Raw genomic sequence first — 26,820 nt, forward strand, 5'->3', positions numbered from 1 at the left:
TTTTGTTTGTCACGGACGGTTGGCCGCCAGTTCACCTTCCTCTGCCTCGCGGCGCAGGTAACGCTCGTCGATATCCGGAAGCGGCTTGTCGTCGATCGCAGCTTCGAAGGCGACGAGGCGTTTGTGGATGGACAGCAGCTCAATGATCGTCGACCAGTAGTTCACCAGATACTGAAAGGAGTTGCTGACCTCGCCGAAGGCCGTCGCAATCTGCTGCCAGATACCCATGGTGATGCGTCCGGCAACGAATGTCGGGATCAGGATGAAGTTCAGGAAGATGGCGTCAAGCTGGCCGTAGGAGTAACGCGCCACGTTGAAATAGAGATAGTGCCAGTACATACGGAAATAGTTCTTACGCACATTGGCGAACAGTTCCCGCACCGTGACGGGATCGGCGCGGTCGGCATGGTCTTCGCCATAGACTAGTTCCTTACGGTAGGCCGCTTCCACGCGCTGGTTGCGGAAGTTAAGCCCGGGCAGCTTGATACCAGCAAGCGCAAGCAGCGCGGTACCGAAAATCGACCAGACGATCGCCAGCCAGAAAAGCGCATGTGGAATGGCGCCGATGACAGGCAGGTCGCCCACATGTTCGGACATGCGGAACAGAAGCGGCAGGAAGACCACCAGCGTCATCACCGAATTGATAAGCGTCACACCCAGCCCTTCGAGAATATTGGCAAACCGCATCGTATCCTCCTGGATACGCTGGGATGCACCCTCGATGTGCCGAAGCTTGTCCCATTTCGACATGTAGTAGTTGTTCATGGCGGTGCGCCAGCGGAATACATAGTGGTTGGTGAAGAAGGCGGTCACGACGTTCATCACCACCCCGACGGCGCCGATCTCAAGGAACTTGAGCTGATAATCGTAGAACTGCGCGGCGGTCACGTCGCCCTGCTTTGCAAGCGCGTTCTGTAGAAGATCGAAGAACGGGCCGCGCCAGTTGTTCAGCGCCACCGAAACCTGCACCGCAAAATAGGCGATGAAGATGATGAATGCCGAGCCCCAGATGGACCATGCGGTCCATGGGTGATCCTTGGCGATGATCTGCCATGTAACACCGAATATGGCGACGAAGATCGTGAAATAGAGATAGAACCAAAGATTGTCAGGCGAGAAGAAATAAGCAAGCCCGATCGGCGCGGTCTGTCCGGGCGCCAGTGGCGGCAGGCCGATGGCCGCACCGATCTGCGGGCCGACACTGTACCAGACAACGATACACACGATTGTCCACAGCGCGGCCGACGTGAAGAACAATTTCGGTTTGGGAAAGAAGGAATGAAACACGTTTCGAACTCACGCGCGTTTGAAATCAGCCATTATTGGCGAAGCACTAGATTGCCCGAACCTAGGGCAGAAATTTGTGCACAGCAACGGCGAAGCGCTGACCTTAACAAGATGTAAGGCAGAGTCCGTGGACGATACCCAGCGGAAACGCAGGATGAAAGGGGAAGAGACGGCGGCCCGCGGCCTTAACCACGCCGCTCCGTGGCGAGCACCGGCAGCATCAGCAGAATGCTGACGATGAGCACGGCGGAGGCGAGAACGCTGGGCGCGGTAAAACTTCCCGTCGCCTCGGCAATCCAGCCGGCGGCAAGCGGCCCGACGATCTGGCCCGTCCCGAAAGCGGCTGTCATCAGCGCAAAGGCGCGACGCGGGCTCGGACCCGCAAATTCCCGGCCGAGCTGTAGCCCGTAAGCGGTGATGACCATGAAGGTCAGCCCCAGGAGCAGACCGCCCATGAGCACACCGGACACGGGCGGCAGCATCACGGAGGCGAAGACGCCGACGGCTTCCACGGCAAGAACGATCACGAAAGCACGTTTCAGCCCCTGCGCCCTCAATAGCGGCTTCCAGAGGAACAAGGATACCGCAGCGGCGCAGCCGGTGATGAACCAGGCGAGGAACTCCACGAAAACACCGGCTGCTGCCATGCGCGCTATCGCCACGATGAAGGTGGCTGTGATGACATAACCGAAGCCAAAAAGACCGTAGGCCAACGTCGTCAGGAAAAGCGGTCGTGTCCAGCTGAGCGGCGGTTCCGTCACCGCGGAAGCATGCCGCGGCGGGCCTGCCGGCAATATCCTGAAGACGAGCATAAAGGTCAGGAAGGAGAAGACGGCGCCGGCGATCCATTCCTCCCGCCACGAGGCGCCACCCCCATCGAACACGACACCGATGAGATAGACCGCAAGCGAGGAGATTGCGATCCCCGCGCCAACGCCACCATAATGCAACGCCTGGATATTGTCCCTGCCGGCCTTGACGGCATGGCCGATAACGATCTGCGAGGTGAAGATCATGGTCAGCGCACTGGCTATTCCGGCAAGAAACCGGATGACTGTGAAAGCGGCGACGGAATTGAAAGCCGCCATCGCCAACAAAAGCGCTCCGGTTGCAAACAGGCCGCTCAGCGCCACCAGCCTTTCCCGTCCCGAGCCCCATGTATAGGCGGCGAGAACCGCACCCGCCAGATAACCGGCAAAGTTACCAGCCGCCACGATCCCCGCATCCCCCGCAGACAGGGGCACGTTCGCCATCATGCCGGGCAGGATCGGCGTAAAGGAAAAACGGCCGAAGCCCATGGCGGAGGCCATCATCAGGGCACCGGCGAAACCGAGCGCTGTCAGATGTCTGGCGGAAAGTGGCTTGTCGATGCTCATGCATGGCTTATCGCAACGGGGAGGATAAGGGACAAGCGAGTTATTTTGATCGGCGTTATAAGCGGTCGTTATCGGTCAAGCGGTGAGCATCGAGGGTGCCACTTATTTCCTCTCCCCGCCGGGGAGAAGGTGGCTCGAAGGGTCGGATGAGGGGGCCAGGTTGCCCCCTCATCCCGCTGCCGCGAATTTCTCCCCTCGGGGAGAAGAAACAATCGGCACGCGCCCGCTCCGGCAGCGAAAACAAGGCGGCAAAGGAGGCGTCGTCAGTCCGCGAGCGTCAGCACCAGCGGCCCGTTCTTGGTCGCGACCACGGTGTGTTCATATTGCACCGTCGGCGCGCTCGGATCGCTATAGAGCGTCCACGGATCATCATCGCCGTCTTCCGCCCAGTAAGCCCCCGTCGAAAGAAATGGCTCGACAGTGAAGACCATGCCTTCCTGCATGATGCGCCGCTCATCCTTGTCCGGCCAGGTCGCCAGTTCCTTCGGCTCCTCGTGCAGCGAACGGCCAATGCCATGGCTCGCCAGATTGGTGATCAGCGTGTAGCGGTTTTTCTTGGCGAAAGCGCCGATGGCGTTACCGATATCGGCAAAGGGACGGCCGGTCTTGACCTGCTGCAGGCCTGTCCACATGGCGCGCTTGCCATCGCGGCACAGCCGCTCGATTTCCTTTTTGACCGGCGGCACGGCGAAAGACGAACCCGTGTCGCCGAAAAAACCGTTTTTCACGGCCGAGACATCGATATTGACGAGGTCGCCCGCCTTGATAATGCGCGCTCCCGGAATGCCGTGGGCCACTTCCTCGTTGACGCTGATGCAGGTCGCACCGGGAAACTTGTAGCAGAACTCCGGCGCCGATTCCGCATCGTTATCCTCGAGCACCTTGCGGCCGATGGCATCCAGTTCGGCCGTGGTGATGCCCGGTTCCAGCGCATCCGCCATGGTCTGCATGGCAACGGCGCATATGCGGCCGATATCCTTCAGCATGACCAGTTCTTCGTCGGTGGAGATAACCATATGTCTTTCCGTCATTGTGAATGGCGGGTCTCGTGGCGCCCGCCTTGGTAATCATGAGGCCGTGGCTTTCACCGGATCGGCGCTCCCCGTCAATTCTTTTCTGACGATCGGAGCGACTTTCGTACCATAAAGCTCGATGCCGCGCATGATCTGATCATGTGGCATCAGGCCGATGGCCATCTGCAGCAGGAAGCGATCATTCCTGAATACCCCATGCGCCTTGATGATCTTTTCTGCCACCAGCTCCGGCTCGCCGAGAAAAAGATTGCCTTCCGGGCCACGCGCTGCATCGAAATGGGCGCGGTTGGTCGGCCCCCAGCCGCGCTCGCGGCCGATGCGGTTCATCACCTCCGCCTGCGGACCGTAAAACTGATCGGCCGCCTTGTCGGTGGTATCGGCAATGAAGCCATGCACGTTGATGCTGGTGCGCAGTGTCGTCTTGTCCTGACCGGCCCGCCGGGCAGCCTCGTGGTAGAGATCGAAGAGCGGCGCGAACCGGCGATATTCGCCCCCGATAATGGCGAGCGCTACCGGCAGCCCCATGGCGCCGGCGCGGGCGACCGATTGCGGCGTGCCGCCAACGGCGATCCAGACAGGCAGACGTTCCTGCAGCGGTCGCGGATAAACGCCCCGACCGTTGATGGCCGGGTGCTTGGTGCCCGACCAGGTGACGATTTCCTGTTCGCGCAGCGCCAGCAGCAGATCGAGCTTTTCGGCAAACAGCACGTCGTAATCTTCCAGATCATAACCGAACAGCGGATAGGATTCGATGAAGGAGCCGCGCCCCGCCATGATCTCGGCACGGCCGTTCGACAGGAGATCGACGGTGGAAAACTGCTGGAACACGCGAACGGGATCATCCGAACTCAGCACCGAAACGGCGCTCGTCAGACGTATGTTCTTCGTCTTCACCGCCGCCGCAGCAAGCACGGTGGAGGGCGAGGACACAACATAGTCCGGGCGGTGATGTTCGCCGAGCCCGAACACATCGAGACCTACCTGGTCGGCAAGTTCGATTTCCTCCAGAAGCTCCCTGAGCCGGCGCGCGCCTTCCGGCCCCCGGCCATCGGCGGGGTTCGGGTTGACATCCGCGAAAGTGTAAAGACCGAGTTCCATGAACATACCTCTGTTTGCCTGTCCGAGAGATAGGGACTGAGGCCCCCGCAGACAAACGCATAATATGGAAGTTTAGCTTCGAAAAAATGGATGGGCGCCGCCGGATCCGTGTCCTGTGACCCCGGACAGAAATGGCGATTGCCAGCCTGCCTTCTTGGGCATACGCTGGTTAAATATGTGCGAAGTAATGCAAAAAGGGGAAAGCATGCATCGGACAGTTATCGTGACAGGCTCCACGAGCGGCATCGGCCTTGCCATTGCCCAGAGATTTGCAAGGGAGGGCGCAAATGTCGTGCTGAACGGTTTCGGCGACGAGGACGAGATCGAAAAACTCCGTCTGGTGCTGGAAGCCGAAAGCGGCGGGCGCGTGCTTTACCATCCCGCAGACATGACGAAACCGGACGAGATCGCCGATCTCATCCAGTCGTCGCACGATAAGCTCGGCTCGGTCGACGTGCTCATCAACAATGCCGGCATCCAGCATATCGCGCCCATCGAGGAGTTTCCGACGGAAAAATGGGACTGGATCATCGCCATCAATCTGACCAGTTCCTTCCATACCATGCGCGCCGCGATACCGCTGATGAAGAAGGCTGGCAAAGGCCGCATCATCAACATTTCCTCGGCCCATGGCCTCGTCGCCTCGCCGTTCAAATCGGCCTATGTGGCCGCAAAACACGGCATCATGGGCCTGACGAAAACGGCGGCGCTGGAGCTTGCGCAGACCGGGGTGACCGTCAACGCCATCTGTCCCGGTTATGTGCTCACCCCGCTGGTGGAAAAACAGATACCTGAGATGGCCAAGGTGCGTGGCATCAGCGAAGAGGCGGTGAAGAACGACGTGATGCTGGAATTGCAGGCGACGAAGCAATTCGTCACCGTCGATGATGTCGCGACCGCGGCCATATTCCTGGCCAGCGACGCCGCCAGCAACATCACCGGCACGCATATTTCCGTCGACGGTGGATGGACGGCACAATAATCGCCAAATTTTCTTTCCGTTATGGAAAGAATGAATTGCCAAAACGGAAATCGATATGCCTGCCGGGGCGTGCATAGATGAACAACAAGAAACCGGCTCGGCGGCCGGACAAAAAGCAAGGCATTGCATGAACGACGCGATCAGCTTCATCCTCAACAGCGAAACGATCTCGCTTAGGGATTTCGGACCGACAGACACGCTTCTCGATTACCTCCGCATCAGCAAGCGGTTGACCGGGACCAAGGAAGGCTGCGCGGAAGGCGACTGCGGCGCGTGCACGGTGCTGGTCGGGCGGCTGCTGGACGGTTCGCTGCGTTATGAAAGCGTCAATGCCTGCATCCGTTTTCTGGGCTCGCTGCACGGCACCCATATCGTGACAGTGGAGCATCTGGCAGCCCGCGACGGCACGTTGCATCCCGTGCAGCAGGCCATGGTGGATTTCCACGGCTCGCAATGCGGCTTTTGCACGCCGGGCTTCATCATGTCGCTTTACGGCCTGTGGCTGACCAGCGAAAACCCAGGCCGCGCCGATATCGAGAAGGCGCTGCAAGGCAATCTCTGTCGGTGCACGGGTTACGAGCCGATCGTGAAGGCCGCCGAAAAAATCGCTGCCGCCCGCCCGAGCGCCCTGTTCGACCCGCTGCAACGGGACCGCACCGATATCATGGCACGGCTTTGGGCGATCCGCGAAAACGAGACTATCACGATCGTCAGCGGCGAAGACCGCACCATAATTCCGGCAACGCTTGCTGATCTTACCGAAATCTACGCCGCGGAGCCGAAAGCAACCATCGTTGCCGGCTCAACCGATGTCGGCCTGTGGGTGACGAAGCAGATGCGGGCGCTGAACCCTGTCATTTTCATCAACAATCTCGGCGACCTGCAGACCATCACGGTGGGGGAAGACGGTATCACGCTCGGCGCGGGCGTCACCTACAGCCAGGCCTTCAAGACCATCGCAGAGCATTTCCCGCCGCTTGCCCGGTTGTTCGATCGTCTCGGCGGCGAGCAGGTGCGCAACATGGGCACCATCGGCGGCAACATCGCCAATGGCTCGCCTATCGGAGATACACCGCCGGCGCTGATCGCGCTTAACGCGACGCTGACCCTGCGTTCTTCCTCGGGAAACCGCAGCCTGCCGCTGGAAAGCTATTTCGTCGATTACGGCAAACAGGACCGGCTGAGCGGCGAATTCGTCGAAAAGCTCTTGATTCCGTTCCAGAAGCCGGAAAGCCACTATGCCGTCTACAAAATTTCCAAACGCCGCGACGAGGATATTTCCGCGCTGTGCGGAGCGTTCAATCTGACGCTTGATGCTGAGGGCGCAGTCGAAGACATCCGCATCGCCTTCGGCGGCATGGCCGGTACGCCGAAACGCGCTGCACATCTGGAGGCGGCGCTTCTCGGTAAAGCCTGGTCACAGGAAACAATCGATGCCGCGCGCGATGCGCTGGACGAGGATTTCACACCGCTGACCGACTGGCGTGCGACCGCCGAATATCGGCAATTGACGGCCAAGAATTTGTTGACACGGTTTTTCCTCGAGACATCAGGGGAAAAGCAGGAACTTGCCCGCTTCTCGCTGGAGGAGGCGTGATCATGGACACCACAAGCTTCGACAAGACCAAGACCGAAATCGACGGCCCGATGCACACCTCACTCCGGCACGATTCCGCCCACAAGCACGTGACGGGCAGCGCCGAATATATCGACGATATTCCCGAACCCGCGGGCCTCATCCACGGCGCGCTGGGCATGGCGGACCGTGCCCACGCGGAAATTGTGTCGATGGACCTCTCGGAGGTCGAGGCAACACCGGGCGTGCTTTGGGTGATGACAGGCAAGGACGTGCCAGGCGAAAACGATGTCTCCTCGGGCGGCCGTCACGACGAACCGCTGCTGGCCGAAACCAAGGTCGAATTCCACGGCCAGCCGATCTTCGCGGTCTTCGCCGAGACGCGCGATATTGCTCGCAAGGCCGCCCGGAAAGCAAAGATCACCTATAAGGATCTGCCGCATTTCACCGACATCGATACAGCGATTGAAAATGGCGGCGCGCTCGTCATCGATCCGATGACGCTGAAGCGTGGCGATGCGAAGCTGGAAATGGATGTCGCGCCACGCCGCCTCACCGGCACGATGCGGATCGGCGGACAGGAGCATTTTTATCTCGAAGGTCACATCGCCATGGCCGTGCCGGGAGAGGATGACGAGGTGACGGTGTGGAGTTCCACCCAGCATCCGAGCGAAATCCAGCACATCGTCAGCCACATCCTGCAGGTGCCATCCAATGCCGTCACCGTGCAGGTGCGCCGCATGGGCGGCGGCTTCGGTGGCAAGGAAACGCAGGGCAACCAGTTCGCCGCTCTCTGCGCCATCGCCGCCAAGAAGCTGAACCGGGCTGTGAAAATCCGGCCCGACCGCGACGAGGACATGACGGCGACAGGCAAACGCCACGATTTCCGCGTCGATTACGAGCTGGGCTTCGATGATGAGGGCCGCATCCACGCCGTCGATGCCACCTATGCCGCCCGCTGCGGTTTTTCTTCCGATCTGTCCGGCCCGGTCACGGACCGCGCGCTGTTCCATGCGGATTCCAGCTATTTCTATCCGCATGTGCACCTCACCTCGCGGCCGCTGAAAACCCACACCGTCTCCAACACCGCCTTTCGCGGTTTCGGCGGCCCGCAGGGCATGCTGGGGGCGGAACGTTTTATCGAAGAAATCGCCTATGCCGTCGGCAAGGACCCACTCGATATCCGCAAGCTGAATTTCTACGGCGAGACCGGTTCAGGCCGCACCACGACGCCCTATCATCAGGAAGTCGAGGACAACATCATCGCCCGCGTCGTCGAGGAGCTGGAAGCATCCAGCGAATACCGCGCGCGCAGGCAGGCCATTGTCGAGTTCAACAAGACCAGCCCGATCATCCGCAAGGGCATCGCGCTGACCCCTGTCAAATTCGGCATCTCCTTCACCATGACCGCCTTCAACCAGGCCGGCGCGCTGGTGCATATCTATAATGACGGCTCCATCCATCTGAACCATGGCGGCACCGAAATGGGCCAGGGCCTCTACACCAAGGTGGCGCAGGTGGTGGCCGATGCCTTCCAGGTGGATATCAACAGGGTGAAGATAACAGCCACCACCACAGGCAAGGTGCCGAACACCTCAGCCACCGCCGCCTCGTCAGGCACCGACCTTAACGGCATGGCCGCTTATGACGCCGCCCGCCAGATCCGCGAGCGGCTGATCAAATTCGCTGCCGAAAACTGGAACGTGCCGGAAGAGGAAGTCGTCTTCCTGCCGAACCGGGTACGGATCGGCCTCGAAGAAATCGCCTTCAACGACTTCATCAAAAAGGCCTATTTCGCCCGCGTGCAGCTTTCCGCCGCCGGTTTTTACAAGACGCCGAAAATCCACTGGGATCGCGCCGCGGGACGCGGCACGCCGTTTTATTATTTCGCCTATGGCGCGGCGTGCTCGGAAGTATCGATCGATACGCTGACCGGCGAATATCTGATGGAACGTACCGATATCCTCCACGATGTCGGCAAGTCGCTCAACCCGGCCATCGATATCGGCCAGATCGAGGGCGCCTTCGTGCAGGGCATGGGCTGGCTGACCACGGAGGAATTGTGGTGGGACGGCAAGGGGCGGCTGCGCACCCACGCGCCTTCCACCTACAAGATCCCGCTCGCCTCCGACCGGCCGAAGAGCTTCAACGTCAGGCTGGCGGAATGGTCGGAAAATGCCGAACCCACCATTGGCCGCTCCAAGGCCGTGGGCGAACCGCCCTTCATGCTGGCCATCTCGGTTCTCGAAGCCCTCTCCATGGCCGTCGCTTCCGTGGCAGATTACAAAGTCTGCCCACGCCTCGACGCGCCAGCGACGCCGGAGCGGGTGCTGATGGCGGTGGAACGGTTGAAGAAGGTTTGAGGGAGGACGTACCCATGCGGCCGAGCCCCCTCATCCGTCCCTTCGGGCCACCTTCTCCCCGTCGGGGAGAAGAAAGATGCCGCATCGCCTCACCCTTCCTGCAAGCACGTAAGATGGACGGAGCCAGTTCTCCGGGTTTCTTCTCCCCGCCGGGGAGAAGGTGGCGCGCAGCGCCGGATGAGGGGGCCAGCCCCAATGCCTGACGCCTCCCTCTCCACTTTCCTCCCCCGCTACACCTCCACAATCCTCGTGGAAATCGAAGCCGTGAAAGGCTCGTCACCGCGCGAGGCCGGCACCTTCATGCTGGTCAGCCAGGAGGCCATCTGGGAAACCATCGGCGGCGGCCAGTTCGAATATATGGCCATAGACCATGCCCGCGCCATGCTGCGCAGCGGTGTTGCCGAAGACCGCATGGATATCCCGCTCGGCCCCGAAATCGGCCAATGCTGCGGCGGGCGCACGCTCCTGCGCTTTCGGCTGGTCACGGCGGATATTGCCGCCGCGCTCGAGGCAAGGCAAAAGGGCGAAGCTGAGCAGCAGCCCGCCGTTTTCATTTTTGGTGCCGGCCACGTGGGCAAGGCGCTGGCTGAGGCCCTGTCGCTGCTGCCCCTGACCCTGACCGTGATCGAAACACGCGAAAACGAGCTGCGCGATCTTCCGTCGGCAGCGGCGTCCATACTCACCCCCATGCCGGAAGCATTCGTTCGGAAAATCCCGGCAAATGGGGCCGCGGTCATCGTCACCCACGATCATGCACTCGATTTCATGATCGCGAAGGAGGCGCTCGCCCGCAACGATCTCGCCTATGTCGGCATGATCGGCTCGAAGACCAAACGCGCTACCTTTGCCCATTGGCTGGAGCGGGAAGACGAGCCGCCTTCCCGCCTTGCGAAACTCACCCTGCCCATCGGCGGCAGCAGCGTCAGGGACAAGCGTCCCGCCGTTATAGCGGCCCTTGTGGCAGCCGAGTTGCTTCAAGCATTTTCCGCTGCCGAAACCCGCCGCAGCGGTAATCAATACGGCCATCCTCAAGGCCTAGATCTCGCTTGAGCGCGTCCGGCAGGCTTTCATCCGCCAGATTGTCGGGTTGGAGGCTCTCTAGGATAAACCTTTCCGCTGTCCGCAGGCCCGCGCGCAGGCGGGACAACGCGCGCAAGAGTGCTGTGCGCATGTTCGTCTCCGTTCAAAAATGTCAGAAGCTCAGTTGATGAATTGCGCTAAAAATGCTCTGATTTCCGAATAAAAACCAATGAAACCTTCGGCAATTGGCATAAAGAGAACTTATCCATGAAAATGTCACGCCAGTTCCCCCTGAATGCCCTGCGGGTGTTCGAAGCCGCCGCAAGACACAAGAGCTTCACCAAGGCCGGCGAGGAATTGGGCATGACGCAGACGGCAGTCAGCTATCAGGTGAAACTGCTGGAGGAGAATATCGGAGAGCCGCTCTTCATAAGAAGGGCGCGGCAAGTCTCGCTGACCGAGGCTGGAGAAAAATTAGCGCCGAAAGTTGCGGAAGCCTTTAATACCTTAAAGGAGGCTGTCGATAGCGTGCGCGACACGCCCGACGCAACGCTGACAATCCACTCAACCGCCACCTTTGCGTCGCGCTGGCTTTCTCGGCATCTGGGCGCTTTCCAGCTTGAACATCCCTCAATCGCGGTGCGGCTTGATACATCGAGCTCACTGATCGATTTTTCCCAATCAGACTGCGATGTCGCCATTCGCTGGAGCAAAGATAACGGTAAAGGGCTGATCTACCATCAACTGCTGCGCGGCGTTTATACGCCGATGCTGCACCCAAGTCTTGCTGACAGCATCGGCGGATTGCACAAACCGGAAGATCTGCTGCGCCTGCGCATCATTGATCCCGGCGATATCTGGTGGAGCCAGTGGTTTCAGGAAGTGGGCGTTGAAAATCCCGGTCTCGACCGTTATCCCCGCAGCCGTCTCAATGTGCAGGCCTTCGAGGCCGCAGCGGCGATCGCCAGCCAGGGCGTCGCAATGCTCACCCCGGAACTCTATGCCGATGAGATTGCGCTCGGCCGCCTTTATCAACCCTTCGAGCATCTTAGCAGCGAGGGCAAGAACTACTGGCTGGTCTACCCCGAAAACCGCCGGAACATTCGCAAGATAAGGCTGTTCCGCGACTGGATTTTGAAGCGGATCGAGGAAAGCCGGCCGCAGCAGCAGCCTCAATACCCCATATCCGGCGCATAAAAGCACCGCGGCGTATCCTCATCCGGAAACAGACAGAGGTGGTACTCGCCGTCTTCGGATCGACGCGCCTGACTCTGGGACCAGTTGAAAACGTGACGTCGCGTGACCATGCGGTGATCGCCGGGCGCAAGCGAGACCTCGTAACCATCAGACGTCACCCGAACGCTGCGCGTCGGGATCATCTGGCAGTCGCCGGTTTCGGCATCGCCGTTGCAGCAGTAGCTTTCATATTTGAATCCCTTGTGGGATTCATGGGCAAGCGCGGTGGCGCTGAATGCAAAAAGCAGAAAAAGAACCGTCAGAACAAGGCGCATCGGCACGGTCTCCGTTGAGAACAACGGCGGCAGCCGGAAGATCATTGCGTCCCTTAACTTAAAATCTCATATCACTCACACCCGGACACAATGGCACCGGGAACTGCGACACCTGCCCCCTGATCTGCTCCGCCCAAGGTTCGCAGCGCCCGCTTTCGGAAAAACCGCCAGCGAAACATGTCATGGGAGCCCTGCGCATCGGCGCGAGAGTCCACAGCCTGATATTCTAACACATCAGCAGGCTGCACACAGGATCATAGCTGAGTCGCCTTAGCCAGCTAAGCACAAACTCAACGACAGGATAGACCGTTTCCAGCTTTCGAGGGCTTGATCGCCCAGCCGGAACGGACCGGCCCAGGATTGCAGACACAACCGCTTTGCATTGTGAACAATCTCTGCCAGGTCTCTGCTTTTCCCTTCCCTAAAGGCCAAATTTCTCGCAAGGTGCGCTGCACAAGGATCAGGGGAACCGCATGTACGAATACGCCATTGCGTGGGAATGGATGGCCTTTGCCGTCCGCTGGCTCCACGTCATCACCGCCATCGCCTGGATTGGCTCATCCTTTTATTTCATCGCGCTCGATCTCGGGCTGGTCAAACGGCCGCATCTGCCGCCGGGGGCCTATGGCGAGGAGTGGCAGGTGCATGGCGGCGGCTTTTACCACATCCAGAAATATCTGGTCGCCCCTGCCCAGATGCCCGAGCACCTGACATGGTTCAAATGGGAAAGTTACGTCACCTGGCTTTCCGGCTTCGCCATGCTCTGCATCGTTTATTATGGCGGGGCGGACCTGTTCCTCATCGACCATTCCGTACTTGATCTCACCCAGTTCCAGGCCATCGCCCTGTCGCTGGCATCGCTCGCCATCGGCTGGCTGTTTTATGATTTCCTCTGCAAATCGCCGCTCGGCAACAATACCTGGGGCCTGATGATCGTGCTTTATGTCGCGCTGGTGGCGATGGCCTGGGGTTACACGCAGGTCTTCACCGGTCGCGCCGCCTTCCTGCATCTGGGTGCGTTTACCGCCACCATCATGTCGGCGAACGTCTTTTTCATCATCATCCCCAACCAGAAGATCGTCGTCGCAGACCTGATCGCCGGGCGAACGCCGGACCCGAAATACGGCCGCATCGCCAAACAGCGCTCGCTGCACAACAACTACCTGACTCTGCCCGTCATCTTCTTCATGCTGTCGAACCATTATCCGCTGGCTTTTGCCACGCAGTTTAACTGGATCATCGCAGCGCTGGTGTTCCTGATGGGCGTTACCATCCGCCACTGGTTCAACACCACCCATGCCCGCAAGGGCAAGCCGACATGGACATGGCTTGCGACCGCCCTCATCTTCATCGTCATCATGTGGCTTTCCACCGTGCCGAAAGTGCTGACCGGCGAACAGGAAGAGAAGGCTGCCACCCTCTCACCCATGCAGCAGCAATTCGTCAGCGATGCCCATTTTACCAAGGCCCGCGACGTCGTTCAGGGTCGCTGTTCCATGTGCCATGCCGCCGAGCCGGCGTGGGAAGGCGTGCCGTTCACGCCGAAATCGGTGAAGCTCGAAACTGACGAACAGATCGCCGCCCATGCGCGTGAAATCTATTTGCAAGCCGGGCGCAGCCATGCCATGCCTCCCGGCAACATCACCGCCATCACCCCGGATGAGCGCAAGGTGCTAACCGCATGGTATGAAAGTGCGGTTTCCGGGGCTGGAAAAGCCGAAGGAAAGACTGAATGAGCCTGGTTCTGCTGCGTGGCCGCCTGCTGAGCTTCCGCCGCGCGCCGCTCGCAATCGACGATACGCAAAGCTATCTCTATATTGAAGATGGCGGCCTGCTTCTCGAAGACGGCAAGATCGCCGCCATCGGCGAATACGCCGATATCCGTAAGACAGCACCCGAAGACGTCGAGGAAAAGGACCACCGCCCGCACCTTATCGTGCCGGGCCTCATCGACATGCACCTGCATTTCCCGCAAATGCAGGTCATCGGCTCCTATGCCGCCAACCTGCTGGAATGGCTGAACACCTATACCTTCCCGGAAGAATGCCGCTTCGTCGAAACCGCGCATGCTCAACGCATCGCCACGCATTTTTACGACGAGCTTCTGCGCCACGGCACGACAACGGCCGCCGCCTATTGCTCCGTGCACAAAACCTCCGCCGACGCCTTCTTCACGGAAGCCATGAAGCGCAACATGCTGATGGTCGGCGGCAAGGTGATGATGGACCGCAATGCCCCGCAGGGCCTGCTGGATACGCCGGAAACTTCCTATGACGAGACACGCCAGGTCATCGCCGACTGGCACGGCAAGGGCCGCAACCACGTCGCCATCACCCCGCGCTTCGCCATCACTTCCACGCCGAAACAGATGGAAGCAGCACAGGCGCTGGCGCAGGAGTTTCCCGATCTCTTCATCCAGACGCATCTGTCTGAAAATCTGGACGAGATCAAATATACCTGCGAGCTTTACCCTGAAGCGACCGACTACACCGACATCTATGTGCGTTACGGCCTGATGGGCAAAAAGACCCTTCTCGGCCATGCCATTCATTTGTCCGATCGCGAGGCGGATGTGCTGTCGGAAACCGGCGCGGTGGCAGTGCATTGCCCCACATCGAACCTCTTCATCGGCTCCGGCCTCTTCCCGATGAAAAAGCTGCAAAGGCGCGAAAAGCCTGTTCGTATCGCGGTTGCCACCGATATCGGCGGCGGATCGAGCTATTCCATGCTGCGCACCATGGACGAGGCGTACAAGATCCAGCAATTGCTGGGCGAACGTCTCAACCCGCTGGAAAGCTGGTATCTGATGACCCGTGGTAATGCCGAAGCGCTCTCCATGGTCGACCGCATTGGCACGTTGGAGGCCGGCACGGATGCCGACATCACGGTGCTGAACGCCTCCTCGACGTCAGCCATGGCCCTGAAGATGGAGGTGGTCAAAAGCCTCACGGAAGAACTCTTCCTGATGCTGACCATGGGCGACGACCGCACAGTGGTAGAGACCTATGTGGCCGGCCAGCCGATGAAGAGCGTGCTGGCATAGTTCGGCTGCGGCCGAAACATAAAGCGGCTAACTCGTTTACATCCGTCACCTATTGGATCGAGCGTGTGCCGCTAGTTTCTTCTCCCCCCGGGGAGAAGGTGGCCCGAAGGGTCGGATGAGGAGGCAACGTTGCCGGATTTCGGAGAGCTTGCCCCCTCATCCCGCTGCCGCGACCTTCTCCCCGGCGCGGAGAAGAAACTAGCGGCACTCGCTCGCTCCACATGATTGCCTGACGCCATTTCGGCCGAATGCGAATGACCTCTGGAGTGCCCGGTGCCGAACCTAGACACAACCACCCTGCTGATGATCCTCACAACATTCATCGTTGCCGGCATCGTCAAGGGTGTGACCGGCATGGGGCTGCCGACTGTTGCGATGGGCGTGCTCGGCCTCTTCATGCCTCCGGTCATCGCCGCCGGCCTGCTCATCCTGCCCTCGTTCATCACCAATATCTGGCAATTGCTGGCCGGGCCTGATTTCCGGGCCATCGTGAAGCGGCTGTGGCCGATGATGATCGCCATTGCGCTTGGCACCCTTATCGGTATCCGGCTGATGACGGCGGGCACCGGCGTCTGGACCACCTCAGCGCTCGGCCTGTGCCTCGCGGTTTACGCAGCCTACAGCCTGCTTGCCAGACCGATCTCGATACCGGCAAGGCTGGAACCAAAACTCTCCCCCATCATGGGGTTGGTGACGGGCCTTCTGACCGGCGGCACCGGAATTTTCGTCGTACCCGCTGTGCCCTATATCCAGTCGCTGGGTTTTAGCCGAGACGATCTGGTGCAGGCACTCGGCCTTTCCTTCACCATTTCCACCCTTGCACTTGCCGCCGGTCTCGCTTCGCAGAATGCTTTTCATGTCGAGCATCTGTCGCTTTCCGCATTCGCCGTCCTGCCAGCGCTTCTCGGCATGTGGCTTGGCCAGAAAATCCGCCATATCGTTAGCCCGGCGACATTTCGGCGCTGGTTCCTCATCTGCCTGCTCGTGCTTGGCTGCGAACTATCCCTGCGCGCTTTTTGGTGAAACAAGAACGACGATTTCGATGTCGCAACCGTGCTATTCATGTTAAGTGAAGCCATCATTCAAATGTGAAGGCTTTATCCATGGGCAAAATCCTGACCATAGCTGACCTGAAAAACCAGGCGCAGCGCCGTGTGCCGAAAATGTTCTTTGACTATGCCGATAGCGGCGCGTGGACGGAAAGCACCTACCGCGCCAATGAGGATGATTTTGCCAAGATAAAGCTGCGCCAGCGCGTGCTGGTGGATATGACCGACCGATCGCTCGCCACCGAAATGGTCGGCGAGAAAGTCTCTATGCCGGTAGCGCTTTCCCCTACGGGCCTTACGGGCATGCAGCATGCCGATGGCGAAATGCTGGCTGCCAAGGCGGCGGAGGAATTCGGCGTGCCTTTCACGCTCTCCACCATGAGCATCTGCTCCATCGAGGATGTGGCCTCCGTCACTTCGAAACCCTTCTGGTTCCAGCTTTATGTGATGAAGGACCGCGACTTCGTCAACAACCTCATTGACCGCGCCAAGGCCGCCGGGTGCTCGGCGCTGGTGCTGACGCTCGACCTGCAGATCCTTGGCCAGCGGCACAAGGATCTGCGCAACGGCCTCTCGGCCCCGCCGAAATTCACCCCGAAACATATCTGGCAGATGGCGACCCGGCCCAAATGGTGCCTGGACATGGCGCGGACCAAGCGCCGCAGCTTCGGTAACATCGTCGGCCACGCCAAGAACGTCTCCGACCTCTCGTCGCTCTCTTCCTGGACGGCCGAGCAGTTCGATCCGCGTTTATCCTGGAAAGACGTTGAATGGATCAAGGAACGCTGGGGCGGCAAACTTATCCTCAAGGGCATTCTTGACGAGGAAGACGCCCGCGCTTCGCTCGATACCGGCGCCGACGCCATCATCGTCTCCAACCATGGCGGCCGCCAGCTCGACGGCGCGCACTCCTCCATCGCCATGCTGCCGAAAATCGTCGATGCCGTTGGCGACAGGGTCGAGGTGCACATGGATGGCGGCATCCGCTCCGGTCAGGATGTGCTGAAGGCCGTGGCACTTGGCGCAAAGGGCACCTATATCGGCCGGCCCTTCCTCTACGGCCTCGGTGCGGATGGCAAGCAGGGCGTGACGACAGCGCTCGAGATCATCCGCAAGGAAATGGATGTCAGCATGGCGCTCTGCGGCAAGCGGCTGATTACCGATGTGGATCGCAGCATTCTGGCGTGATGTCAGAAGGCAGAAGTTCCGGCGTGACAACCGCAGCTCGCAGACCTCTCTACCGTCACGCCGGACTAGATCGGCATCCAGCCGCGGCGCGTCTGCGCCGCGAAAGAGTCTCTCGCGATCAAAGACTTGATCGCGCCGGATCCTGGCTCAAGGCCGGGATGACGGCGGTCGGTATAGCCTTCGCGCTACACCACCCAGCCCCTCAATGCCCGACCGTCTTCGAAAACACGTTCACGATCACCACGCCGGTGATGATGAAGCCGAGGCCGATGACGGCGGCAATATCCAGCGTCTGGCGGAACACGAAATATCCGATGCCGGAAATCAGCACGATGCCAAGCCCGCTCCAGATCGCGTAGGCCACGCCGACCGGCAGCGCCCGCAGCGTAAACGACAGAAGATAAAAGGCTGCACCGTAAAACAACGCCATCAGCACTGTCGGTACTAGCCTGGTGAACTGCTGCGATTGCTGCAGGAAGGAGGTGGCGATTACCTCGCAGACAATGGCTGCGACAAGCGCGCCATAAGTGAAGACCGCGGTATTCATCGTCACGTATCCTTCTTCGTCTGGGCGATCATCCGGGCCCTCAGAGCCGCCCTGTCGCCACCCGCTTTGCCATCGTCGGCCAGCAGATCGGCAAACCAGATGCCGTCGGCAGCCAGCCGCACCATCTCCAGTACCACCCCGTCATCCGTTTCTTTATGACGGACAAGACGACCCTCGATCCAGCTGTTCCACATACGTCGAAGCGACGGTTCGCCGACCATCGAAACGGAGATCGCTGCCCATTGCCGACCCGAATCCCTGCCCCGATCAGAGAAAACCGCGTTTACATAGGCCCGCGTAAAGCTTCCAGAAGCTTCACGATCCTGTGAGATGAGAGCATCGATCTCGTTGTCCAGCGCCGCCAGAAGGTCAGTCATGACGGCTTCGAGCAGCACCTGCTTGGAAGGAAAATGGTGAAACAGCCCGCCCTTGGTCACTCCCGCCGCATCCGCCACCGCCTGCACGGAAAGTGCTGCAACCCCTTGTTCAGCAGCAAGTTTCGCCGCGCAATCGAGTAGATTGCGGCGCACCACCTCAGGCTGCTTCTTGCGTTCATGAGCGTTTGTCATGTCGCAAACATACCGGATGGTTGGTTTCTTTTCAAGGAAATTGTGAGGGCAGCTGTCGGGTTGAAATTCATACTTAATTAAGCATGAAAGCGATCTCTAAAGTTTTAGCGGTTTTGTTGCCGGAAAGTGTCAGTAAAACTTTGCCCAGCACGGCGATCAAACAAAAGGGGTGAACTATGTCGGGAATGATCAAACGGGGAATGGCGGGTGCCTGGATTTTTGCACTCGCCTTCTTTTGCGCGATCCTCTCGCTCCATGCGTCGCCGGCGCAGGCGGGCTATGCCCATTTCATCATGGACGCCAATACCGGCAAGGTTCTGGCCGCCCGCAATGCCGATGTGCTGAACCACCCCGCCTCGCTCACCAAGATGATGACGCTTTACCTGACCTTTGAGGCGCTGCATGCCGGCAAACTTCGCTGGGACCAGAAGATAACCATGTCCAAGAATGGGGCATCGGTCATCCCCTCGAAGCTCTATGTGCGTCAGGGCCAGACCTTCACCGTGCGCGAAGCCGTCTACGGCATGATCGTCAAATCCGCCAATGACATGGCCGAAGGTATGGGCGATCACCTCGGCGGCTCCGAGGCACGGTTCGCCGAAATGATGACCCGCAAGGCCCGCCAGCTCGGCATGACCAAAACGGTCTTCCGCAACGCGTCCGGCCTGCCCAACAAGTCTCAGGTGACGACGGCACGCGACATGGCGAAGCTCGGTCTTGCCTTGCAACGGGATTTTCCCAAAGAATACAGCCTCTTCGCCACGCAATCCTTCAATTTTCGTGGAAAGCGCATCCGTGGCCACAACAATCTGATGTATCGTTATCAGGGGATGGACGGCATCAAGACCGGCTATACCAACGCCTCCGGCTTCAATCTCGTCAGTGCAGTCAATCACAATGGCCGCCGCGTCGTCGGCGTCGTGCTGGGTGGCAAGACCGCGCGCAGCCGCGATGCCCAGATGGCTGCACTTCTCGACAAGGCCGTGCCGCAGGCATCGAGAGGCCGCAACACCGAACAGCTCGTCGCCAGTGCCAATGTCAGCCGCACCTTCGATGTTGCCGCCGCCGTGCCGCCGGCTGCCGTGCCGCTGCCGATGTTCGCCGAGCGCCGGGCAGATCCGGTTGCCATGCAGATTGCCACCGCAAACGCCGATGTGGCGGACATGATGCAGGTCTCGGCCATCCCGCGGCCTGCTCCCGCCGCGGCCCCTTCCGGCCAGCGCAGCCGGTGGGAGGTGCAGATCGCCGCCACCGACAGCGAAGCCGCCGCCCGCTCGCTGCTCGCCAATGCGCGCTCCAATATCGGCAACTATTCCGGCATCGCCCCCTACACCGAAGCCGTGCAGAGCGGATCGGCGACGCTCTACAGAGCCCGCTTCACCGGCTTCGAAGACCAGTCCTCGGCAGTCTCCGCCTGCAAGGCGCTGAAGGCACGCTCTTATGCATGTGTGGTGATGACCAGCGAGGGGTGATCCCTAGCGCTTCAGCCAGCCGTTTTCCAACGCATCGGCCAGATAAGGAATACCGTTGACCCGAGCCATTTCGGACATGGCCAGGTTGTCGTAACGGATATTGCGGAAATAGACCTGCCAGCCGCGTGCGGTTTCTTCGAGAACCGCATAGGTGGCGAGCGGGTGACCGGCTTCAACGTGGTGATCGAAAGGCGTATCGTCCCTCCACCCAGGACAGCCGACGCTGCCCGGATTGACGATCAGCCGGCCATCTGAAAGCTGCACGGCGCGTGGAATATGGGTATGGCCGCAAAGCATCAGCGGCTGCGTGATACCCTCAGCCATGGCTTCGATTTCGGCCAGAGGCCGCAATTTCAGGACACCTTCAGGCGACAGCGTTTCCAGCCAATATTCCAGATCGTCACGGGGCGAACCATGACAGCAATAAGCGACGTTCTTGAACACCATGCTGAACGGAAGAGTTTGCAACCAGTCCCGGTGCGCAGTGCTCAGCTGCGCATGGGCGGGCCTTTCCCAGCTCCCCATCTCCTCCGGCGCACGCTCGATCAGTTCCCGGTCGTGATTGCCGCGGATGCTGGGAATCCAGTTGCCGACCAGCACGTCGCCGGTAAAACCGGCCTCCAGCGGACCGCTGAAACAATCGCCGAGATTGACAATGTCCTCGATACCGAGCCTGGCGATATCCTCAAGCACCGCCTCCAGCGCGGCGCAGTTTCCGTGAATATCGGCAATGGCGGCAAAGATCATCGGCGTCAGCTTCCTCGATAGGTGGAATAGCTATAAGGCGAGAGCAGCAAGGGCACATGGTAATGACCGCTCTCATCGGCAATGCCGAAACGGATCGGGATAATATCGAGGAAGGCCGGCTCCGGAAGCACGACACCCTTTCCTCGCAGATAATCGCCGGCATGGAAAACCAGCTCATACTCACCGGCCATGAAACTGTCGCCAACGAGCAGCGGCCCGCCATCGACACGGCCGTCGCCATTTGTCTGCACCGTCTTCAGCTTGTCACGGCGATCACCGGAGAGCCGGTAGAGATCAATCACCAGCCCCTCGGCAGGCGTGCCGTGCGCGGCGTCGAGAACATGGGTCGTCAGACCGGTCATAGGCTGGGCTCCGCGATTACATAAGGCCTGTCGAAAAAATACTCTTCCAGATTGTTGCCCGGCCCGTCACGGTCGGCAACCAGAAAATCCGAAACCGCCTGCAACGGCATCAGCGGATAGTGCCAGACATTGCGGCGGTAATTCACGCCCTGATCGCCCCGCGCCAGAAACACCCGAGGCCGCCCCGGCCGGCCGCCATCGTCTTCGGCAACGACGACGAGGAAGGGCCGGCCGGAAAGCGGCGAAAAACTCTGGCTGCCGAGCGGATGCCGCTCCATCATCTCGATTTCATGCGGAAAGGCGCGCGGCTGCCCGCGGAAGATATTGAGGATCACACGTGCCCCCTCGCCTGCCGCCTCCGGCGCTGCGAGCGCATGATGCCGCTCCGTCTGACCGCCATTGATGTACCGCATGGAAGAAGGTGTTGTTTCGATCACGTCGCCGAAGGACGCAAACGCCTCCTTGGTAAGAGGTTGTATGTTGAGAAAATCAGTCAAATGTCATTCACCTTGGGCATGCCAGTTTCGGAGAAGGGAGAGGCGCGCCTGCAAATCCGGAATACTCTGCGTTATCGTTTTCCAGACGACCGAGAGCTCTGCCCGGAAGTAATCATGCACGATCAGATTGCGCATACCCTTCATCTTGATCCAGGGGATTTCCGGGTGCTGCTGTAAAAACGCTGGGTAGTGCCTGTCGAGCTTGGCGACCGCCTCGCCGATCAGGGCAAGACCCATCATCACCGCCATCTGCGTGCGCGTGTCGGAAGAAAAAGCGGCCTCATCCATATCCTGAATGAAATCCCGTATCCTGGCAGCAGCAACATCCATCTCCTTCAGATAGAGCAGAAGCCGATCCGTACTCATACCGCTTTGGCTTCCTTCAGAACGCGCGCCCGAATATCCGAATGCAAGCCGCCCGAGGTGACGACATCGACCTCGACACCAAGCATCGTCTTCAGTTCTTCCAGCAAACCGCCGAGATCAAACAGCGTCGTACCCGGCAGCGCGTCCACTAGAATGTCGAGATCGCTGTCCGGCCTGTCCTCGCCGCGGGCGACGGAGCCGAACACGCGGGGATTTGCCGCATTGAAGCGTTTCGTCGCTTCGCGGATCGCTTCCCTGTTCTTTTCCAGCACCTCGGAAGGTCTCATCGTCATCTCCAAACGGCGCGATTCTAGCAGAATGGCCGCAACGCGCCAATCATCCCTCCGGCAGCATTGCGCAAAGACGAAGCCAGGCGATCTTTTCAACCTGCGCCGTGGCGGTCGCGAATTCTTCGGCTGCGCCGTTACCTATGCGTGTCTCGAAGGCCGAGAGTATATCGTGCCTGTTCAGCCCCTTGACCGCGATGATGAAAGGAAAACCGAATTTATCGGTATAGGCGCTGTTCAATTCGGTAAAACGGGCGTGCTCTTCCGGGGCAAGCCTGTCGAGCCCGGCACCGGCCTGTTCGTTGCGGCTCTCCGCCGTCAACTCGCCGGCAATTGCCAGCTTGCCGGCGAGATCGGGATGCGCCCGCAACACTCCAAGCCTTTCCGCCTCGGAAGCCGCGCGAAACTGCGCGCTAAGCGCGGCATGAACCGCCTTCGCCGTCAGCTCCAGGCCGGCCCCACCAGCGTCATAGGCCCGCTCGGCAATGAATGGCGAATGTTCGAACACGCCACCGAAACGGGTAACGAACTCCTCACGCGTCAGCATCAAAGCGCCTCCGGCTTGTGATGCTCATGCCAGTGACGGGCGATCTCGATGCGCTGCGGGATCCACACCTTTTCGTGGCCAAGCACATATTCGATGAAGCGGCGAAGTGCTGCTGCACGACCGGGACGGCCGACAAGACGACAATGCAGACCGACACTCATCATCTTCGGCGCACCTTCCATACCTTCCTGATAAAGCACGTCGAAAGCGTCCTTCAGATAGGTGAAGAACTGGTCGCCGGAATTGAAGCCCTGCGGCGTGGCAAACCGCATGTCGTTGGTCTCAAGCGTGTAGGGAATGATCAGGAAAGGCTCATCCTTCACACCCTTCACCCAATAGGGCAGATCGTCGGCATAGGAGTCCGACGAATAGAGAAAACCACCCTCTTCCATGACAAGCCGCAGCGTATTGTCCGAGGGCTTGCCCTGATACATGCCATAGGGACGTTCGCCGGTGACCTCCGTGTGCAGACGGACCGCTTCGACGATGTGCTTACGCTCTTCCTCCTCGGAAAAATCCTTGTATTCCAGCCAGCGGTATCCGTGGCTGGCGATTTCCCAACCCGCTTCCTTCATTGCCGCAACCGCTTCCGGGTTGCGGGCCATGGCTGCGGTCACGCCGTAAACGGTGGTGGTGACGCCAAGCCCGGTGAACATGCGCCACAGCCGCCAGAAGCCGGCGCGCGAGCCATATTCATAGATCGATTCCATGTTCAGGTTGCGCTGGCCAGGCCAGGGCTGGGCGCCGACGATTTCCGACAGCAGCGATTCCGACGCCTTGTCATTGTCGAGAATGCAACTTTCGCCGCCCTCTTCGTAATTGATGACGAATTGCACGGCAATGCGCGCACCGCCCGGCCATTTCGGATCGGGAACATTGCGGCCATAGCCCACCAGATTGCGGGAGTAGTTTTCGGAAATCATTCAGCCACCCAGACCATCTCTCCCAATCGGCAACCGATTTCGGAGACATAAACAGAACTTCGAAGATGCCTGATCCAGACGGATGACGCAGCGCACTTCGAATATGCGATGTCGAACGGTAGCATTCGCATACGGAATGTCGAGATCAATTTTGCCGACATTCCGAAGCTTTTTTGTATACGATTATGATGGCGCGCCAGTCAGGCAATCTTGCGGGCGGAAACGCGGCCCATGGGATGAAGCGAGTGCACCCGGAAAGGCGCTCCCGGCTCATCCTCGATGAAGAGCGCAAGGCTGGAAAATTGCAAGGACCGCGACAGCAGCGGCTCGAACACCTTGCGCACGGCCCGCTCGATCCTCTGGCTGCTGGCGGGTTCCACACCGCCGGTCAACGACATCTGGAACCGGAACTCGTCCATCACATGCGGGCTGCCCCAGCGGTGCAGATTGGTGAGCTGCGAGGCCGACAGCCGGTCCGGATCGGCACGCTCGATCTCCGCCTCTGTGAGAGGCGCCCGGTAACGGTCGAATTCCTGCACGACGCGGGCCGCGAAAAAATGCAGCACTTCACAGGGCCGTTCGGGGACGAGGCTGAAGACATTGTCATGCCTCGCCACCACAAGTTGCGGCAACGGAAAGGGTTCCTGCCTGCCGGAAAAATACATCAGGTCACGCAGGAGCGCCGCTTCGGACTGACCCTCGGCAAGGCGGAAAGGAGCCTTGATGGTGCCATGGAAACCATACCGGCGCGGCAGGGCCGTGTGATAGGAAATCTCCTGCATGCCAAGATCGATCATACCGGGCGGCTCAACCGCCTGACCGGAATAGGCATCGCGCCCCAGCCACGCAGCGGCTACCTGCGTCAGGGGGTCATTGGGGGAAGGCGTGAAATGAATGGCGTATCGCATGCGCTGTCACCTCGCCGCAAAAGCGGACAAACCTGCCTCGTTGCAGGCCAGCAAATAAGTGATTTGCGTGACAGATTAACGACGTAAGCGGTCTGGTCAGAACTTTCCGATGCCCGCCATGGCTATGTTCACGTGTTCTTGAAGCTGGAAACTCCGCGGCACGTCCGGTGCCTTTCCGCAGACGGCCTGTAGCGCGGCATCGGCAAGAGAATGGGCAAGACCGAAGCTCACCTTGAAGCCGCCCGTCAATGCCACAAGCTTCGGGTGACCGGCAACCGTTCCCACCATGGGGTCTCTGCCCGCAGCCTTCGGCCGCAGCCCGGCCCAGCGTTCGAGAACCGGCGCCCCGCCAAGGCAGGGGACAATCGCAGCCGCATCCGCAAGCAGTTTTTCCAACTTCTCATCCGTATCGAAGGGGTCGGAAAAACAATCTTCGCTGGTACTGCCGATGGCGACCGTTCCGTCTTCGTGCGGCACGATGTAAAGACCGTTCAGGAACACCACCGGCATGGCCGGATCGACCGCCGCGTCGAGCAGCGCCGCCTGCCCCTTCACCGGCTGCCCGAGCACCAGCCCGGTGTCGAGGCCCAGTGCGTCCCGGATCAGGGGAAAGGATCGATGTCCGTTGGCGATCACGGCGTGCCCGAACACGACCTCGTCACCCGAAGACAGCGCCGCCCGGCCTGTCTCCGCGTCAAGCGAAAGGACGCGGCAACCCTTGATCAACCGCACATGCCGCGCCTTGCCGAGAAATGCCGAAAGAAGCGCAATCATTGCACGCGGAGCCACCCGCGCCGCCAGCGTATCGAACACGAAACCCGCTGCGCCAGCCGCGTCATCCACCCAGCCCGCAACCGCTGGGCTGTCACCGACATGCCAATGGAACCGGCGCTCACCCGAGACCCAGTTCTCCTGCGCATCCCTTTCATGCCGCTCGGCGATGGGACGCAGATGCGGCTTCGGCAATGGGATGATCCGGCCAGAGCGGCGATAACCGGCGGAAAGCCCCGTTTCCGCCTCCAGCCCGGCGATCTCTTTTTCCAGCGCCACGAGGGCGGCGAACTGGAACTGCTTCTTGTCCGACCAGCGGTCCGGCATATGAGGCATCAGCGCGCCGAGCAGCCCGCCACTCGCGCCGCCACCGGGATGATCCGCCTCCACTAACAACGTATCGATGCCGAGCCGTTCCGCCTTAACCGCAGCCCATAGACCCATGATACCACCCCCGACGATGAGGAGAGGGACGGAAGCAGGCAAAGGCGTTCTTGGTGATTGACCCTGTTCGAAAGCGGGATTATCGGCTTTAGCCATGAAAGATTCCAACGACACTATCAGAGAGACTGGCGCACAGGCCGGTTCGGCAACCGGCGAAACCCACACTGCACTCGACTGGCGTGACGGGGATATGCCCTATTCGCTGGCTTTTGACGACCATTTTTATTGCCAGACGGATGGCAGGCTGGAATGTGGCCACGTCTTCCTGTCAGGAAACGGCCTGCCGCAACGCTGGCGGGAACGCGAAGGCGTCTTCCGCATCGGGGAACTGGGCTTCGGCACCGCGCTCAATCTGTGCGAGACATGGCGCCAATGGAAAGAGCTCCGCAACGGCCGCTCCACGTTGCATTTCATCTCCTTCGAACTCTACCCGATGAAGGCGGACGAGATCGGCCGGGCACTTTCCCGCTGGCCGGAGGTGGACGCCGAACGCAGGGCGCTCACCGCCCTCTGGCCCGCCGAACCGAAGGGGAAGGTAGAGATTGAACTCGATGGTGAAACACGCCTGACGGTGGTCTGCGGCGAGGCGCTCACCGGTATTTCCAACAGTCACGAAACCTTCGATGCCTGGTTCCTGGATGGTTTCGCACCTGCGCGCAACCCGGACATGTGGTCGCTGGAGATCATGCAGGCACTGTTCGCCAGGACGGCGCCGGCAGGCACCTTCGCCACCTATGCCGCCGCAGGCTTCGTCCGCCGCAATCTCATCGCCGCCGGTTTTGATGTGGAACGACGCAAGGGTTTCGCAGGAAAACGGGAAATGCTCTGCGGCACCAGGCCCCCGGTTTGACCA

At 60.0% G+C, this 26,820-nt stretch carries 27 protein-coding genes; 11 read left to right on the forward strand and 16 right to left on the reverse strand.

Features of this window, described 5'->3' with window-relative positions:
- Positions 1–9 precede the first annotated feature (9 nt).
- The 4 genes from sbmA to EYD00_RS09610 form a co-directional block, all read right to left on the reverse strand.
- Positions 10–1,287: a peptide antibiotic transporter SbmA gene (sbmA, locus tag EYD00_RS09595; protein ID WP_034498745.1), complete on the reverse strand. Its 1,278-nt coding sequence runs from the start codon at positions 1,285–1,287 to the stop codon at positions 10–12.
- Between the two features lie 185 nt (positions 1,288–1,472).
- Positions 1,473–2,663 (reverse strand): MFS transporter, encoded by a 1,191-nt coding sequence (locus EYD00_RS09600; protein ID WP_034498742.1) that lies wholly within the window; start codon positions 2,661–2,663, stop codon positions 1,473–1,475.
- A gap of 263 nt (positions 2,664–2,926) precedes the next feature.
- Positions 2,927–3,679, reverse strand: a complete 753-nt coding sequence (map, locus tag EYD00_RS09605) for a type I methionyl aminopeptidase (RefSeq protein WP_004443083.1) — start codon at positions 3,677–3,679, stop codon at positions 2,927–2,929.
- 51 nt (positions 3,680–3,730) lie between these two features.
- The gene (locus tag EYD00_RS09610) at positions 3,731–4,795 is read right to left on the reverse strand and encodes an LLM class flavin-dependent oxidoreductase (RefSeq protein ID WP_004443085.1); all 1,065 of its coding nucleotides are present in this window, start codon (positions 4,793–4,795) and stop codon (positions 3,731–3,733) included.
- Positions 4,796–5,000: 205 nt separating this feature from the next.
- Here EYD00_RS09610 and EYD00_RS09615 point away from each other — a divergent pair, with 205 nt between their 5' ends.
- The 5 genes from EYD00_RS09615 (at position 5,001) to EYD00_RS09635 (ending at position 11,933) form a co-directional block, all read left to right on the forward strand.
- Positions 5,001–5,777: a 3-hydroxybutyrate dehydrogenase gene (locus EYD00_RS09615; protein ID WP_004443086.1), complete on the forward strand. Its 777-nt coding sequence runs from the start codon at positions 5,001–5,003 to the stop codon at positions 5,775–5,777.
- A 127-nt stretch (positions 5,778–5,904) separates the two neighbouring features.
- Positions 5,905–7,374, forward strand: coding sequence for a xanthine dehydrogenase small subunit (gene xdhA, locus EYD00_RS09620; RefSeq protein WP_004443088.1), 1,470 nt, complete (start codon positions 5,905–5,907; stop codon positions 7,372–7,374).
- Positions 7,375–7,376: 2 nt separating this feature from the next.
- Positions 7,377–9,716 carry a xanthine dehydrogenase molybdopterin binding subunit gene (gene xdhB / locus EYD00_RS09625; RefSeq protein WP_004443090.1) on the forward strand — a complete coding sequence of 780 codons (2,340 nt, stop codon included), beginning with the start codon at positions 7,377–7,379 and terminating at the stop codon, positions 9,714–9,716.
- Between the two features lie 195 nt (positions 9,717–9,911).
- Complete coding sequence (gene xdhC, locus EYD00_RS09630; protein WP_004443092.1) at positions 9,912–10,766, forward strand: xanthine dehydrogenase accessory protein XdhC; 855 nt, start codon at positions 9,912–9,914, stop codon at positions 10,764–10,766.
- Positions 10,767–11,003: 237 nt separating this feature from the next.
- Positions 11,004–11,933, forward strand: a complete 930-nt coding sequence (locus EYD00_RS09635; RefSeq protein ID WP_004443095.1) for a LysR substrate-binding domain-containing protein — start codon at positions 11,004–11,006, stop codon at positions 11,931–11,933.
- Here EYD00_RS09635 and EYD00_RS09640 read toward each other — a convergent pair.
- Positions 11,909–12,247, reverse strand: a complete 339-nt coding sequence (locus EYD00_RS09640) for a hypothetical protein (RefSeq protein WP_006699610.1) — start codon at positions 12,245–12,247, stop codon at positions 11,909–11,911. The two genes, EYD00_RS09635 and EYD00_RS09640, sit on opposite strands and share 25 nt — an antisense overlap.
- A 473-nt stretch (positions 12,248–12,720) precedes the next feature.
- Here EYD00_RS09640 and puuD point away from each other — a divergent pair, with 473 nt between their 5' ends.
- From puuD to EYD00_RS09660, 4 genes are all read left to right on the forward strand, one after another.
- Positions 12,721–13,983, forward strand: a complete 1,263-nt coding sequence (gene puuD / locus EYD00_RS09645; protein WP_004443099.1) for a urate hydroxylase PuuD — start codon at positions 12,721–12,723, stop codon at positions 13,981–13,983.
- A complete protein-coding gene (gene guaD / locus EYD00_RS09650; RefSeq protein WP_004443100.1) occupies positions 13,980–15,290 on the forward strand; it encodes a guanine deaminase in 1,311 nt (436 codons plus the stop codon). The genes puuD and guaD overlap by 4 nt, the downstream gene beginning before the upstream one ends.
- Positions 15,291–15,593: 303 nt before the next feature.
- Positions 15,594–16,313 carry a sulfite exporter TauE/SafE family protein gene (locus tag EYD00_RS09655; protein WP_081859507.1) on the forward strand — a complete coding sequence of 240 codons (720 nt, stop codon included), beginning with the start codon at positions 15,594–15,596 and terminating at the stop codon, positions 16,311–16,313.
- 80 nt (positions 16,314–16,393) lie between these two features.
- Positions 16,394–17,527 (forward strand): alpha-hydroxy acid oxidase, encoded by a 1,134-nt coding sequence (locus tag EYD00_RS09660; protein WP_004443103.1) that lies wholly within the window; start codon positions 16,394–16,396, stop codon positions 17,525–17,527.
- A gap of 202 nt (positions 17,528–17,729) precedes the next feature.
- On the opposite strand, the gene EYD00_RS09665 is transcribed toward EYD00_RS09660, so the two are convergent.
- On the reverse strand, positions 17,730–18,074 hold the full coding sequence (locus EYD00_RS09665; protein ID WP_004443106.1) for a DMT family transporter: 345 nt from the start codon (positions 18,072–18,074) through the stop codon (positions 17,730–17,732).
- 2 nt (positions 18,075–18,076) lie between these two features.
- Entirely contained in the window at positions 18,077–18,643 is a 567-nt protein-coding gene (locus EYD00_RS09670) for a TetR/AcrR family transcriptional regulator (protein ID WP_004443107.1), read from the reverse strand.
- A gap of 200 nt (positions 18,644–18,843) precedes the next feature.
- Between EYD00_RS09670 and EYD00_RS09675 the strand changes: the two genes are divergently transcribed.
- Positions 18,844–20,115: a D-alanyl-D-alanine carboxypeptidase gene (locus tag EYD00_RS09675; RefSeq protein WP_034498739.1), complete on the forward strand. Its 1,272-nt coding sequence runs from the start codon at positions 18,844–18,846 to the stop codon at positions 20,113–20,115.
- A 3-nt stretch (positions 20,116–20,118) separates the two neighbouring features.
- On the opposite strand, the gene EYD00_RS09680 is transcribed toward EYD00_RS09675, so the two are convergent.
- The 9 genes from EYD00_RS09680 to EYD00_RS09720 all read right to left on the reverse strand — a co-directional run bounded on the left by EYD00_RS09680 (position 20,119) and on the right by EYD00_RS09720 (position 26,063).
- The gene (locus tag EYD00_RS09680) at positions 20,119–20,862 is read right to left on the reverse strand and encodes a metallophosphoesterase family protein (protein WP_004443109.1); all 744 of its coding nucleotides are present in this window, start codon (positions 20,860–20,862) and stop codon (positions 20,119–20,121) included.
- A gap of 5 nt (positions 20,863–20,867) precedes the next feature.
- The gene (gene uraH / locus EYD00_RS09685; protein ID WP_004443110.1) at positions 20,868–21,224 is read right to left on the reverse strand and encodes a hydroxyisourate hydrolase; all 357 of its coding nucleotides are present in this window, start codon (positions 21,222–21,224) and stop codon (positions 20,868–20,870) included.
- Positions 21,221–21,721, reverse strand: coding sequence for an ureidoglycolate lyase (locus tag EYD00_RS09690; protein ID WP_004443111.1), 501 nt, complete (start codon positions 21,719–21,721; stop codon positions 21,221–21,223). Before EYD00_RS09690 ends, uraH begins: the two co-directional genes overlap by 4 nt.
- A gap of 3 nt (positions 21,722–21,724) precedes the next feature.
- Positions 21,725–22,087, reverse strand: coding sequence for a HepT-like ribonuclease domain-containing protein (locus tag EYD00_RS09695; protein ID WP_004443112.1), 363 nt, complete (start codon positions 22,085–22,087; stop codon positions 21,725–21,727).
- Complete coding sequence (locus EYD00_RS09700) at positions 22,084–22,374, reverse strand: nucleotidyltransferase family protein (protein ID WP_004443113.1); 291 nt, start codon at positions 22,372–22,374, stop codon at positions 22,084–22,086. Before EYD00_RS09700 ends, EYD00_RS09695 begins: the two co-directional genes overlap by 4 nt.
- Before the next feature lie 49 nt (positions 22,375–22,423).
- Positions 22,424–22,921 (reverse strand): 2-oxo-4-hydroxy-4-carboxy-5-ureidoimidazoline decarboxylase, encoded by a 498-nt coding sequence (gene uraD, locus EYD00_RS09705; protein WP_004443115.1) that lies wholly within the window; start codon positions 22,919–22,921, stop codon positions 22,424–22,426.
- On the reverse strand, positions 22,921–23,844 hold the full coding sequence (gene puuE, locus EYD00_RS09710; protein WP_004443118.1) for an allantoinase PuuE: 924 nt from the start codon (positions 23,842–23,844) through the stop codon (positions 22,921–22,923). Before puuE ends, uraD begins: the two co-directional genes overlap by 1 nt.
- Before the next feature lie 200 nt (positions 23,845–24,044).
- Positions 24,045–24,752, reverse strand: a complete 708-nt coding sequence (locus EYD00_RS09715; protein ID WP_004443119.1) for a DUF1045 domain-containing protein — start codon at positions 24,750–24,752, stop codon at positions 24,045–24,047.
- A 96-nt stretch (positions 24,753–24,848) separates the two neighbouring features.
- Positions 24,849–26,063: an NAD(P)/FAD-dependent oxidoreductase gene (locus EYD00_RS09720; RefSeq protein ID WP_034498736.1), complete on the reverse strand. Its 1,215-nt coding sequence runs from the start codon at positions 26,061–26,063 to the stop codon at positions 24,849–24,851.
- Between EYD00_RS09720 and mnmC2 the strand changes: the two genes are divergently transcribed.
- Entirely contained in the window at positions 26,062–26,817 is a 756-nt protein-coding gene (gene mnmC2, locus EYD00_RS09725; protein ID WP_004443123.1) for a tRNA (5-methylaminomethyl-2-thiouridine)(34)-methyltransferase MnmC2, read from the forward strand. The genes EYD00_RS09720 and mnmC2 overlap by 2 nt on opposite strands.
- Positions 26,818–26,820: the final 3 nt, after the last annotated feature.

It is taken from the genome of Agrobacterium sp. 33MFTa1.1 (assembly GCF_004328495.1).
In the GTDB taxonomy this organism is placed as follows: domain Bacteria; phylum Pseudomonadota; class Alphaproteobacteria; order Rhizobiales; family Rhizobiaceae; genus Agrobacterium; species Agrobacterium pusense.

What these genes read in the sequence shown, in the direction of transcription:
- EYD00_RS09655 (WP_081859507.1), top strand. Translation starts at nt 15,594, where the DNA reads ATGATCCTCACAACATTCATCGTTGCCGGCATCGTCAAGGGTGTGACC.
- map (WP_004443083.1), bottom strand. Translation starts at nt 3,679, where the DNA reads ATGGTTATCTCCACCGACGAAGAACTGGTCATGCTGAAGGATATCGGC.
- EYD00_RS09615 (WP_004443086.1), top strand. Translation starts at nt 5,001, where the DNA reads ATGCATCGGACAGTTATCGTGACAGGCTCCACGAGCGGCATCGGCCTT.
- xdhC (WP_004443092.1), top strand. Translation starts at nt 9,912, where the DNA reads ATGCCTGACGCCTCCCTCTCCACTTTCCTCCCCCGCTACACCTCCACA.
- EYD00_RS09700 (WP_004443113.1), bottom strand. Translation starts at nt 22,374, where the DNA reads ATGAGACCTTCCGAGGTGCTGGAAAAGAACAGGGAAGCGATCCGCGAA.
- guaD (WP_004443100.1), top strand. Translation starts at nt 13,980, where the DNA reads ATGAGCCTGGTTCTGCTGCGTGGCCGCCTGCTGAGCTTCCGCCGCGCG.
- EYD00_RS09600 (WP_034498742.1), bottom strand. Translation starts at nt 2,663, where the DNA reads ATGAGCATCGACAAGCCACTTTCCGCCAGACATCTGACAGCGCTCGGT.
- EYD00_RS09695 (WP_004443112.1), bottom strand. Translation starts at nt 22,087, where the DNA reads ATGAGTACGGATCGGCTTCTGCTCTATCTGAAGGAGATGGATGTTGCT.
- EYD00_RS09715 (WP_004443119.1), bottom strand. Translation starts at nt 24,752, where the DNA reads ATGCGATACGCCATTCATTTCACGCCTTCCCCCAATGACCCCCTGACG.
- EYD00_RS09680 (WP_004443109.1), bottom strand. Translation starts at nt 20,862, where the DNA reads ATGATCTTTGCCGCCATTGCCGATATTCACGGAAACTGCGCCGCGCTG.
- mnmC2 (WP_004443123.1), top strand. Translation starts at nt 26,062, where the DNA reads ATGAAAGATTCCAACGACACTATCAGAGAGACTGGCGCACAGGCCGGT.
- EYD00_RS09640 (WP_006699610.1), bottom strand. Translation starts at nt 12,247, where the DNA reads ATGCGCCTTGTTCTGACGGTTCTTTTTCTGCTTTTTGCATTCAGCGCC.
- puuE (WP_004443118.1), bottom strand. Translation starts at nt 23,844, where the DNA reads ATGATTTCCGAAAACTACTCCCGCAATCTGGTGGGCTATGGCCGCAAT.
- uraH (WP_004443110.1), bottom strand. Translation starts at nt 21,224, where the DNA reads ATGACCGGTCTGACGACCCATGTTCTCGACGCCGCGCACGGCACGCCT.
- xdhB (WP_004443090.1), top strand. Translation starts at nt 7,377, where the DNA reads ATGGACACCACAAGCTTCGACAAGACCAAGACCGAAATCGACGGCCCG.
- EYD00_RS09610 (WP_004443085.1), bottom strand. Translation starts at nt 4,795, where the DNA reads ATGGAACTCGGTCTTTACACTTTCGCGGATGTCAACCCGAACCCCGCC.
- EYD00_RS09675 (WP_034498739.1), top strand. Translation starts at nt 18,844, where the DNA reads ATGGCGGGTGCCTGGATTTTTGCACTCGCCTTCTTTTGCGCGATCCTC.
- uraD (WP_004443115.1), bottom strand. Translation starts at nt 22,921, where the DNA reads ATGCTGACGCGTGAGGAGTTCGTTACCCGTTTCGGTGGCGTGTTCGAA.
- EYD00_RS09660 (WP_004443103.1), top strand. Translation starts at nt 16,394, where the DNA reads ATGGGCAAAATCCTGACCATAGCTGACCTGAAAAACCAGGCGCAGCGC.
- EYD00_RS09635 (WP_004443095.1), top strand. Translation starts at nt 11,004, where the DNA reads ATGAAAATGTCACGCCAGTTCCCCCTGAATGCCCTGCGGGTGTTCGAA.
- EYD00_RS09665 (WP_004443106.1), bottom strand. Translation starts at nt 18,074, where the DNA reads ATGAATACCGCGGTCTTCACTTATGGCGCGCTTGTCGCAGCCATTGTC.
- EYD00_RS09720 (WP_034498736.1), bottom strand. Translation starts at nt 26,063, where the DNA reads ATGGCTAAAGCCGATAATCCCGCTTTCGAACAGGGTCAATCACCAAGA.
- xdhA (WP_004443088.1), top strand. Translation starts at nt 5,905, where the DNA reads ATGAACGACGCGATCAGCTTCATCCTCAACAGCGAAACGATCTCGCTT.
- EYD00_RS09670 (WP_004443107.1), bottom strand. Translation starts at nt 18,643, where the DNA reads ATGACAAACGCTCATGAACGCAAGAAGCAGCCTGAGGTGGTGCGCCGC.
- puuD (WP_004443099.1), top strand. Translation starts at nt 12,721, where the DNA reads ATGTACGAATACGCCATTGCGTGGGAATGGATGGCCTTTGCCGTCCGC.